General features: G+C 45.6%; 9 protein-coding genes. All 9 read left to right on the forward strand.

Going from position 1 to position 11,169, the window contains the following annotated elements:
- Nucleotides 1-9 precede the first annotated feature (9 nt).
- The 9 genes from RLO19_RS07145 to RLO19_RS07185 all read left to right on the forward strand — a co-directional run bounded on the left by RLO19_RS07145 (nucleotide 10) and on the right by RLO19_RS07185 (nucleotide 10,909).
- Nucleotides 10-468: a PIN domain-containing protein gene (locus RLO19_RS07145; RefSeq protein ID WP_446355076.1), complete on the forward strand. Its 459-nt coding sequence runs from the start codon at nucleotides 10-12 to the stop codon at nucleotides 466-468.
- A 10-nt stretch (nucleotides 469-478) separates the two neighbouring features.
- A complete protein-coding gene (locus tag RLO19_RS07150; protein ID WP_446355078.1) occupies nucleotides 479-706 on the forward strand; it encodes a hypothetical protein in 228 nt (75 codons plus the stop codon).
- 110 nt (nucleotides 707-816) lie between these two features.
- Nucleotides 817-1,032, forward strand: a complete 216-nt coding sequence (locus tag RLO19_RS07155; RefSeq protein WP_446355080.1) for a hypothetical protein — start codon at nucleotides 817-819, stop codon at nucleotides 1,030-1,032.
- A 141-nt stretch (nucleotides 1,033-1,173) separates the two neighbouring features.
- The gene (locus RLO19_RS07160; RefSeq protein WP_446355082.1) at nucleotides 1,174-4,362 is read left to right on the forward strand and encodes a type I restriction endonuclease subunit R; all 3,189 of its coding nucleotides are present in this window, start codon (nucleotides 1,174-1,176) and stop codon (nucleotides 4,360-4,362) included.
- The gene (locus RLO19_RS07165) at nucleotides 4,349-5,077 is read left to right on the forward strand and encodes a M48 family metallopeptidase (RefSeq protein WP_446355084.1); all 729 of its coding nucleotides are present in this window, start codon (nucleotides 4,349-4,351) and stop codon (nucleotides 5,075-5,077) included. The genes RLO19_RS07160 and RLO19_RS07165 overlap by 14 nt, the downstream gene beginning before the upstream one ends.
- A gap of 491 nt (nucleotides 5,078-5,568) precedes the next feature.
- Nucleotides 5,569-6,066: a transcriptional repressor gene (locus RLO19_RS07170; protein WP_446339534.1), complete on the forward strand. Its 498-nt coding sequence runs from the start codon at nucleotides 5,569-5,571 to the stop codon at nucleotides 6,064-6,066.
- Between the two features lie 93 nt (nucleotides 6,067-6,159).
- The gene (locus tag RLO19_RS07175) at nucleotides 6,160-7,830 is read left to right on the forward strand and encodes an iron uptake porin (protein WP_446355086.1); all 1,671 of its coding nucleotides are present in this window, start codon (nucleotides 6,160-6,162) and stop codon (nucleotides 7,828-7,830) included.
- Nucleotides 7,831-8,232: 402 nt separating this feature from the next.
- Nucleotides 8,233-10,119 carry a S8 family peptidase gene (locus RLO19_RS07180; protein WP_446355088.1) on the forward strand — a complete coding sequence of 629 codons (1,887 nt, stop codon included), beginning with the start codon at nucleotides 8,233-8,235 and terminating at the stop codon, nucleotides 10,117-10,119.
- 55 nt (nucleotides 10,120-10,174) lie between these two features.
- The gene (locus RLO19_RS07185) at nucleotides 10,175-10,909 is read left to right on the forward strand and encodes a hypothetical protein (protein ID WP_446355090.1); all 735 of its coding nucleotides are present in this window, start codon (nucleotides 10,175-10,177) and stop codon (nucleotides 10,907-10,909) included.
- Nucleotides 10,910-11,169: the final 260 nt, after the last annotated feature.

Genomic DNA, 11,169 nt, shown 5'->3' on the forward strand with positions numbered 1-11,169 from the left:
GCGGTTAATATGAGTGAAAGTTACAGAATTTATCTAGATGCTTGCTGCCTCAATCGCCCATTTGACGACCAAACCCAGCCCAGAATCGCCTTAGAAACTCAAGCCATCCTCTCTATCTTGAGCCAATGCCAATCAGGACAATGGAAACTCATCACTAGCGCCGCCTTAGATGCAGAACTTGCTCAAACTCCCGATTTTGAAAAACTCAAGAACGTCAAGGCAATCCTGAGTATTGCTAAAATTAAGGTAATCAGCAGCCAATTGATAGAAAACCGTTCTAGAGAACTTGTCCAATTAGGATTCTCTGGATATGATGCCACCCACATCGCCAGTGCTGAACGAAGCCGTGCCGATATATTTTTATCCACAGATGACCGTCTAATTAAGAGAACAATTCGACATATTCAGCTTATCAATGTCCCCGTTAATAATCCCGTTCAATGGCTAATGAGCGTTACTGACAAATAGGAGCAACCCCATGACTAATACTCAGCAGGAAGTTATTAAAAAAGGATATAAAGCCTTAATCGATTCCTTGGGAGTCGTTGATACCATCCGGTTTATTCAATACTTTAGCCCAGGTCAAGGCGATTACACCAAAGAACGCCATCAGTGGCAAGACAAAACGCCATTAGAGGAGATTCTACTCTCCATGAAACAGTATCGAGACAGCGGTATCAATCAATACGATGAAATTATTGAGTAGTTTCTTTGACGGCTACGATGCTGATGACGTGGCGGGTTTACTGAAAAATTGCAGGTGCAACATCCGCACTAAATGAAATATTGCCTAACAAGAATTAACCGAGTAAAACAATGAATCAATCTCAAATACTCACCCAATTACAAGGCACATCTATCGAAGAGCGTATACTTATCATTGAAGCAATTCTGCAAACCGTTAAAAACGATATGCGCTCAACTTCCTCTCAACCACTTCCCTCTGAGGAATACCCCCTGCGAGGGAAAGTCGTTCGCTATGACAATCCCTATGAACCCGTAGACTTAGAAGACTGGGAATCCCTAGCCTGATTATCCTAGACACGCATATCTGGATCTGGTGGGTTGACGATAATCCTAAACTTTCTACCCAAAACCGATAAGAAAAATAGGCTAAATTTTAAGTATCCTCATCCAGTTATCAAACAGTAGTCATTAGAGGGAAAAACTATTGTGAGCAATGTCGGACAAAAAGAACGAATCACCCAAAACCGAGTAATCCAACTCTTCCAAACCCAACTCGGTTACACTTACCTAGGTAACTGGCACCGTCGAGAAAACAACCGCAACATTGAACCCGAACATTTAACCCAATGGTTAAGCAACCGAGGCATTAACCAAACCCTAATCACCAAAACCCTGCGTGAACTCGAACAAGCCGCCGCCCTCGGTGATAAAACCCTCTATGATGCCAATAAAGCCGTTTATCATCTCCTCCGCTACGGCGTCAAAGTTAAAGCAGGTGCAGGAGAACAAAACCAAACCATCTGGTTAATTGATTGGGAACATCCCGAACAGAATACCTTTGCCATCGCCGAAGAAGTCACCATAAAAGGACACAATAAAAAACGCCCCGATATCGTCCTCTACATCAACGGAATCGCCCTGGGTATCCTCGAACTCAAACGTTCCATCGTTTCCATAAGTGAAGGCATCCGCCAAAACCTAGACAACCAAAAAAAGGAATTTATCCGCCCCTTCTTCACCACCCTACAACTAATTATGGCGGGAAACGATACCCAAGGAATCCGCTACGCCACCATCGAAACCCCAGAAAAATATTATCTGGAATGGAAAGAAGAAAACCCTAACTACAATCCCCAAACCGATACCAACACTCGACAATATCTCTCCAACTCAGACTGTGATACCGCCAATAATCCCCTCGATTGCGCCCTAATTCGTCTGTGTAACAAAACCCGCTTTCTGGAAATTCTCCACAACTTCATCATCTTCGACACCGGCATCAAAAAAACCTGTCGCCCCCATCAATACTTTGGCATCAAAGCCGCCCAAACCCAAATAAAAGACGGCAAAGGTGGCATTATTTGGCATACCCAAGGTTCCGGTAAAAGCCTAACCATGGTGTGGCTAGCTAAATGGATACGGGAAAACATCACCGATGCGCGAGTTCTAATTCTCACCGATCGCACGGAACTCGATGACCAAATTGAAAGCGTTTTTTTAGGCGTTGATGAAAACATTATCCGGATTCTTAATGGTACGATAAAAGAAAAAGGACAAATTCGCCAACAACACTACAGTAACGGCGGCGCTGCCCTCATCGCTACATTAGAAACCAATGAAGACTGGCTGATTTGTGCCTTAATGCATAAATTTGGCAGCCATTCAGAACACCCTACTGATAAATTTGTAGCAGAATTAGCCGCCGCCTATTCCCGCGATCGCGAAATTAAAGGAAATCTATTTGTCTTCGTCGATGAATGTCACCGCACCCAATCCGGGAAACTCCACAAGGCGATGAAATCCATCCTCCCCAATGCCATCTTTATCGGCTTTACCGGTACACCCCTCCTCAAAAAAGATAAACAAAAAAGTATCGATATTTTCGGCAATTACATCCACACCTATAAATTCGATCAAGCCGTCACCGATGGTATTGTTCTCGACTTGCGCTATGAAGCCCGCGATATTGACCAAACTATTACCTCACACCAAAAAATCGACCAGTGGTTTCAGGTAAAAACTCGCGGCTTAACCGAATCCGCCAAAACCCAACTTAAACGCAAGTGGGGAACCATGCAAAACCTCCTCTCTAGCAAATCTCGCCTCGAACAAATCGTTGATGATATCCTCCTCGACATGGAAACCAAACCCCGACTCATGGACGGGCGCGGTAATGCCATGTTAGTCTGTTCCAGTATTTACCAAGCCTGCAAAATTTACCACCTCTTCAGCCAAACCGATTTAGCCGGAAAATGCGCGATTATTACCAGTTATAAACCCGCCCCATCTGATATCAAAGGACAAGAAACCGGAGAAGGCTCCACCGAGAAACTGCACCAGTATGAAATATACCGAAAAATGCTGGCAGACTTTTTCAACCAACCCGAAGACAAAGCCATGTCTCAAGTAGAAGAATTCGAGGAAAAAGTTAAAGAACGTTTTATCAAACAACCTGGACAAATGCGCCTGCTAATTGTCGTGGATAAACTCCTGACTGGCTTCGATGCGCCTCCTGCGACTTACCTCTACATCGACAAAACCATGGGAGATCATGGCTTATTCCAAGCCATCTGTCGCGTCAACCGCCTGGATGGGGAGGATAAAGACTATGGCTATATCGTCGATTATAAAGACCTATTTAAACAACTCGAAGGCGCAGTTACCGACTACACCAGTGGCGCATTTGACGGCTACGATCCTGACGACGTAGCCGGATTACTGAAAAATCGCCTGGAAAAAGGGCGCGATCGCCTCTCAGAAACCCTGGAAACCGTCAAGGCGCTATGTGAACCCGTTTCCCCTCCCCGCCACACCTCCGACTACCTGCATTACTTCTGCACCGCCGACACCCGCGATCAAGACGCGATCGCCAATAATGAACCGAAACGAGTCGCCCTCTACCAATCCGTCAACGCCTTAATTCGCGCCTATTCCCACCTCGCCAATGAGATGACAGAAGCTGGGTATACCCCCCAGGAAGCCAACCAAATTAAAGCCGATGTTAACCATTACAGCCAGATGCGCGATGAGGTAAAAATCGCCAGTGGAGACTCTGTAGACATGAAACTCTACCAACCCGCCATGCGCCACCTCCTCGACACCTATATCCGCGCCGAATCCAGCCAAGTTATCTCGAATTTTGAGAATTTAGGCTTAATTCAACTGATTGTTAAAAACGGGGTGAACGCCTTGGAAACCCTCCCCGATACCCTACAACAGAATCAAGACGCCGTCGCGGAAACCATCGAGAATAATATGCGGAGAATCATCATTGATGAGACTCCCGTCAATCCCAAATACTACCAGGAAATGTCAAACTTACTGGATGATTTAATTGAACAACGGCGACAGCAAGCCACTACTTATCAAGACTACCTAGAAAACGTCAAACAACTGGCAGAACAACTGGTGCAACCCGAAAGCACAGCTAGGTCAAATTATCCCCCCTCCCTCGACACCGCCGCCAAGCGATCGCTCTACGATAACTTAGGACAAAATAAAGCCCTGGCGCTGTCTATCGATACCGCAGTCCGCTGCACCAAAAAAGAAGGGTGGATCGGCAATCGGTTTAAGGAACGGGAAATCGAGGGAGCGATTCGCACCGCGATCGGCGATACTACTATTAATATAGCGGAAATATTAGAATTAGTCAAGAATCAAGATGAGTATCAATAACCCAGAGACGGAACTAACCGTAATCATCCGAAACATTCCCATCCAAATTGAGCGCAAGCCGATCAAAAACTTCCACCTAGCTGTTTATCCCCCCGATGGGCGCGTTCGCGTTGCAGCCCCCTTACACTTGAGTGATGATAACATCCGCCTCGCCGTCATTTCTAAACTCTCTTGGATTCAGAAACAACAAGCCAAATTTGCCGCCCAACCCCGCCAACCGAAACGGGAAATGATATCCGGGGAAAACCATTATATCTTTGGCGATTCCTATCAACTCCAAGTAATCGAAAGACAGGGGCGTCACGAAGTCGCGATCGCGAATAATAACACCCTACAACTCTTCGTTAATCCCGGTACTTCTACCCAAAATCGCGCCGTAGTTTTAACCGAATGGTATCGCGAACAACTCAAAGCCAGAATACCCGATTTACTCAACCAATGGCAACCGATTATTGGTCAACAAGTGGCAGATTGGGGGATTAAGAGAATGAAAACTAAATGGGGTAGTTGTAATATCCGCGATCGCCGCATTTGGTTAAACTTAGAGTTAGCTAAAAAACCGACAGAATGCCTAGAATATGTGCTAGTTCATGAGTTAGTTCATCTCTGGGAACGCTATCATAACGAACGCTTCCACGCCTACATGGATCAGTATTTACCCCAGTGGCGGCAATGTCGAGACATTTTGAATCGTGAACCTTTGGCAGATATTTAAGTAGGTTGGTGGAAATATTCCTCAAACCCTTACAAAAGACAAATGATGATCCCCGCCCTTGCATTTTCTCACCCACTTAGGATATAATAGCACGCTTCTGCCAGGATGGTGGGCAATGCCCACCCTACGGTATATCAAGGGTTTCGGCGATCAGAAACTGTACGCTTTTCAGTTTATTTTTTGTTATTTATTGCAAAATACTATCAATAGCTGTAGACTGAGAACGATCGCATAAACCAGTTATTGCTAAAAATTCCTAACAATGTCATCGGTTCGTTTTTTGTCGATCACGGGTGCAGCAGCGACTCTGATTGCCCTGACAAGCTGTGGCAACCCGCAAGCGCCCAATCCCTCAACGCCAGAGGCTAACGGTTAACCAGCGAATACCAGTCAAACCATTTCCTCGTCCCCATCTTAAGTAGAATGTCACAGACTTAAGAAGGGTGGGCAATGCCCACCCTACAGTATATAAACATAAGACGAATTTTTGAATGCGTGAAGTCTTAACGGCAAACTCACTCAAGTTAGCCCTCAACCGAAGAAATTTGCGGATGACTCCCCAGAGAGAGACGATTCTGCAAGTGTTTCAAGAACTTCCCCCCGGTGAGCATCTTAGTGTCGAGGATTTGCATGATTGTTTAGAGAGTCTTGGTAAAAATGTCAGTTTATCCACCGTATACAGAACCGTTAAGTTAATGGTTCGCATCGGTATACTGCGAGAACTAGAACTGGCAGAAGGACATAAGCACTATGAGCTGAATTATTCAGGTTTAAAACACCACCATCATCTTGTATGTCTTCAGTGTCATCAAACGATTGAGTTTAAAGATCCTTCCATTTTAAAGATTAGTCAAAAACAAGCGAGGGATGAAGACGTTGAACTACTCGATTGCCAGCTAACCCTTCATGCAGTTTGCTTAGAGGCAATACGGCAAGGGTGGCCCCTTTTGTTGCCCAGAAACTGGTCATGTCCCCGGTACGGGGATTGACGGAATCCCACTTAGTTTTAATAATGAAAATCATTATTGTGATTAAGTCCAGGGATCATCAATTCCCAACTATTACGTCATGGGTGTGAGGACATGAAACAATCGAGTCTACTGTGGAACTATGGGGTGGTTAGCCCGACAATTTTGGTGGCAATAGTCGGCGTGGGGGTTAGTGCGATCGCAACAGAAGTGAATTCACCTCAGTTGACATCCTCCCCACCTTACTTCGTTGAAGGTGGCGATTCCAGTGAGAAAATTTGGGAACAAATTAACCATTACAGCAACGAGACGAACGCTTTGGAGCAAGTAACGAATGTCTCTCAGTTACGGGATGTATCTCCCGGAGACTGGGCGTATCAAGCCTTGCGATCGCTCGTTGAACGCTATGGTTGTATTGCTGGATATCCCGATGGCACCTATCGGGGGAATCGTGCCATGACTCGTTATGAATTTGCCGCAGGGTTAAATGCCTGTTTGCAGCAAATCGAACGCTTAATAGCAGGGACTAACGGTGTTGACGGGGGTGACTTGGAAACCTTGCAACGGTTAATCCAAGAATTTGAAGCCGAACTCGCCACCCTAGGAGCGCGGGTAGATAATTTAGAAGGACGAGTCGCGTTTTTAGAGGATAATCAGTTTTCCACAACCACCAAACTATCGGGCGAAGTCATCTTTGGTTTAGCAGGTATAGCGGCGGGAGAGGATGCTAATGGAAATGATATCGAGAATGTAACCATTTTTGGTCATCGCACCCGCCTGGAATTAAATACCAGTTTCACCGGGGAAGATGTACTCAGAACCCGACTGCAATCTGAAGGTTTAGGTGCTCTGACAGAACAGACAATTACACAAGAAGGCAATCTTTTCTTTGCCGGTGCAACGGATAGTGATGTCGTCGTTGATGCGTTACTCTATGATTTCCCCTTGGGTGAAAATACCCGGGTTGTCATTGAAGCCAATGCTGGTGCGTCTGATGACTTTGCCAGTACGGTTAATCCTTTCCTGGATGGTGACGGGGGTAGTGGGGCGCTGTCTCGCTTTGGGACAAGGCATTCTATCTATTATTATCTGGATGGTGCTGGCATTGGGATTAATCACGCCTTCGGTGACACACTGGAATTCAGTGTCGGCTATTTAGCGAGTGAGGCGGCTGATCCCGGTGAGGATAATGGCATATTCAATGGTCCCTATGGGGCGCTTGCCCAGATCGTGTTTAAGCCGAGCGATAGACTTGATATTGGATTAACCTATATTCACGCCTACAATCGAGACACCGACACTGGAAGCCGACGCTCCAATTTTCGCAGTTTTACTGAAGATTTGCTCGATAATGCCGTTCCCACGTCTAGCAATGCCTATGGTGTAGAACTATCATGGCGGTTAAGCGATCGCTTCGCCCTTGGCGGTTGGCTAGGCTACACCAAAACCACAACCCTTTCGACGTTAGGTGGACAAATTGATCGCGGTGATTTAGATATTTGGAATTGGGCGGTTAGCTTAGCCTTCCCGGATTTAGGCAAAGAAGGAAATGTCGCCGCGATTTTGGTGGGGATGGAACCGAAAGTTACTGATTCTAGCGTTAATATTGCCGGGATCAATACCGAGGATAAGGATACGTCTTTCCACATTGAAGCATTTTATCAGTATCAGCTAACCGATAACATCGCCATCACACCAGGAATCATCTGGCTCACTGCACCTGATCACGATAGTGATAATAAGGACATTGTTATCGGCAGTATCCGCACCACCTTTAGCTTTTAACCCACATCTTGCCCCATTCAAGGGCAAGCCAAACCGTAGGGGCGCACCGAGGTGCGCCCTATCCCCGACGTGAACAAATGATGTGTCCTAACCGCTATGGCGGTTGCTATAAAAATAGCTGAGTCAGGAATCAATACTATACTGTTTGCCTCTTACTGAGAGATATCGCAACAATCAGTAACGATTTATCGTGATTTTATAACAACTAATACATTCTAACACTTGGATAAGCAAACTGCCATCCAAGTGTTCAATTTTTTACAAAATATTCATAGAGATAAAAATTTATATTAACTTAAAAAAATAAATTCTTGATAAAGAGAAAGCTATATCTCACCTATTTAATTTAAATAGATTTATTCTAGGATAGATACGTAATAATTTTATTGGCAGGACGAAAAGATGAAACGTCTCGCTCAAATCGTTGCATCAGTTACCATTCTGACCACGGCGACGAATAGCTATCTACCCAATAGAGCAGAGGCAATCACATTTGATAGTGGAGGAAACTCTATTGAAACTAGCGCCAGCAAAAAAGGTTCCCTGAGTAAGCTGATGTTTGATTTAGCGCCGATGGCTGTTAATAAAGGCAAGTTTTATGGGCAGAATACCTCATCTTTATTGCAGACCTACAATAACAACGTGGTTATTGATGCTGTTGCCGCGAGTGATGTCAATTCGCTCTTATCTGATTTACAAAGATTGGGATGGCAAAATGCTTCGACGTTTGGTTCCTTTGTGTCAGGGATGCTGCCGATTGATGCTCTCGCTTCTATGGCACAGTTAGAAAGCTTAAAATTCGCTAAGCCAGCTTATAAACCCATAACCAATGTTGGCAAAACAACCAGTCAGGCGAATGTCGCCTTACGTGCAGATGTAGCGCGTAATCGGTTTGGTGTGGATGGAGAAGGGGTTACGATTGGGGTATTATCAGATAGCTTTAATTTTTTAGGCACAGCCGCAGAGGATGTGGCGAGTGGAGATTTGCCATCGGGTATCAACGTGCTGAAAGATTTACCCAATGACGAGAGTTTAGGTGATATCTTTGGTATTGATGAAGGTCGTGCCATGATGCAACTGATTCATGATGTGGCTCCAGGTGCTAATTTAGCGTTTCACACGGCGGCTTTTAATGAAGCGGATTTTGCTCAAGGGGTTCTGGCACTTGCCAATGCGGGTGCTGACATTATTGTAGACGATGCTTTTTACCCGACTGAGCCAATGTTCCAGGATGGAATCATTGCTCAAGCCGTTGATACTGTCGTTGCTCAGGGTGTTGCCTATTTCTCGGCGGCGGGTAACGATGCTCGAAACTCCTACGAAAGTGCGTTTAATGGCAGTAATCTGTTTGAACCTTTAGTCGGCGGTGAATTTCATGATTTTGATTCAGGTGCAGGAGTTGATATTTTCCAAAGTTTGACAATTCCTGTGAACCGTGGATTTGGCATTTCATTTCAGTGGGATTCACCCTTCTTTTCGGTGAGTGGTGGTGCGGGTTCTCCTAATGATTTGGATATTTTCCTGTTTGATGAGTCAGGAACGAATATATTGGCGAGCAGCATCAATCAAAATGTGGGCAATGATGCGGTTGAATTTTTCTCGTTCTTCAATGATGGGTTATTAGGGACAGATAGGTTTAACCTAGCTATATCAAAGGTAGAGGGTTTAGATCCTGGATTGATGAAGTACATATTGTTTGGCAATGGTACGCTGAATGAGTATGATACGGCTAGTGGAACGGTGTTTGGGCATCCTAATGCTAGGGGAGCAGAGGCAGTTGGCGCGGCGTTTTATCAAGACACACCCGAATTTGGTGTTGCTCCACCTCAATTACAGCCATTCTCCTCAGCAGGACCGACTCCGATTCTGTTTGATCGGGCGGGTAATCGCTTGGCAAATCCGGAAATTCGCTTAAAGCCAGAGATTATTGCTGTTGATGGAACAAATACAACATTTTTCCCACTTCCTTTCTTAGATCCCAGAGATCCCGAAGGTGATGGTTTTCCCAACTTCTTTGGTACGTCTGCGGCGGCTCCCCATGCGGCGGCTGTGGCGGCTCTAATCTTGCAAGCAGCGCCCGGTACTAGCCCAACTGAAATTTATCGTATATTGGAAACAACTGCTTTGGATATGGAGAGTCCTGGTTTTGACTTTGATAGTGGTTTTGGTTTAATTCAAGCCGAGAGCGCTGTAGCGGCGGTTGTTCCTGAACCCGTTTCGGTGTTAGGTTTGCTTGCATTCGGTGCTGTGGGAATAGGTGTTCCACTATTAGGGAAGAAGCCGAAATAAAATCAGCTTAGCCTGGGATGGTGCAAGATGTGAGTTAAAACGGGTTAAGTCAATCATGCGCCAACTACAAATTCCTCTGATCACGTTTATTTTTTGCCTACTCGTCAGTTGCGAGAACAACTCTCCAAACCCGACAGATACATCATCTGTCTCTTCTCAAGATGCACCATCGGCGCAGCCATCATCCCCTCGTACCTCACCGGGCGAACGTTCCCCAGTTGATCCGTCTAAATCCACTCAATCGGCTCAAACCCAACGGATATCTGCAAAGGGGATTGGAGTGGCGCAAGTTGGGATGACGCTGGGTGAACTGAAAAAATTATTGGCAGATCAAGCTGAGTTTCAGGTGAAGTCACCCTTTATGGTCGATTTTGATGCGATCGCGATCGTTCAAGAGGGTAAACCCCAATACTACATCTTGTATCCGGCGGGAATACCCATGAGTGATGACGATATCATCGAGGCGTTAGTTACAGATAATCCCAATTATCAAACGGCTGAGGGTGTTGGACCTGGAACCCCCCTGAAGCAAGCAGAAGACGTTTACGCAGAGGCGACTCTTACCTATAACACTGTTAACGAGTCGCGGGAATACGTCAAGTTTTCCCAACATCCGTCTCCAGACATTGCCTTCCGGCTGGGTGTAGCGAATGATGATAGTTTGGCTGGAGTCTATCCCTCACCCCAAAAGGAATTTAACCAGACGAAGGAGTATAAGGATACAGCAACGATTCGTTTTGTCGAAGTGTACTGCTCAAAGGATTGTCCCGTACAACCTCTGCCCAATTGACGGATAACCCTGAAAAATTTCCTTTACCGTAGGGTGGGCACCGCCCACCAGCCTCATCTGATGGTGCCATTCGACCTAAATAGTCGGACACCCGTGCGATCGCGCTTGTATCGTCCTCTCTAAGCTGCTACGCAGCTTAATTGTATAATATAAAGACAAGGTAAAGAGCGCGGTCGCCAGGATATGCCAGCTAAAAATCATCTGTCTCAAGAGCAGAAAGAAAGACTGATTAAACTCCTAAAGGAAGCTAATGAGTATTA

The sequence above is a fragment of the Coleofasciculus sp. G2-EDA-02 genome, from assembly GCF_040226375.1.
Taxonomy (GTDB): domain Bacteria; phylum Cyanobacteriota; class Cyanobacteriia; order Cyanobacteriales; family Coleofasciculaceae; genus Coleofasciculus.

Excerpts from the sequence above, each read along its gene's own strand:
- RLO19_RS07155 (WP_446355080.1), top strand. The coding sequence starts at position 817 with ATGAATCAATCTCAAATACTCACCCAATTACAAGGCACATCTATCGAA.
- RLO19_RS07185 (WP_446355090.1), top strand. The coding sequence starts at position 10,175 with ATGCGCCAACTACAAATTCCTCTGATCACGTTTATTTTTTGCCTACTC.
- RLO19_RS07150 (WP_446355078.1), top strand. The coding sequence starts at position 479 with ATGACTAATACTCAGCAGGAAGTTATTAAAAAAGGATATAAAGCCTTA.
- RLO19_RS07145 (WP_446355076.1), top strand. The coding sequence starts at position 10 with ATGAGTGAAAGTTACAGAATTTATCTAGATGCTTGCTGCCTCAATCGC.
- RLO19_RS07165 (WP_446355084.1), top strand. The coding sequence starts at position 4,349 with ATGAGTATCAATAACCCAGAGACGGAACTAACCGTAATCATCCGAAAC.
- RLO19_RS07170 (WP_446339534.1), top strand. The coding sequence starts at position 5,569 with ATGCGTGAAGTCTTAACGGCAAACTCACTCAAGTTAGCCCTCAACCGA.
- RLO19_RS07180 (WP_446355088.1), top strand. The coding sequence starts at position 8,233 with ATGAAACGTCTCGCTCAAATCGTTGCATCAGTTACCATTCTGACCACG.
- RLO19_RS07175 (WP_446355086.1), top strand. The coding sequence starts at position 6,160 with ATGAAACAATCGAGTCTACTGTGGAACTATGGGGTGGTTAGCCCGACA.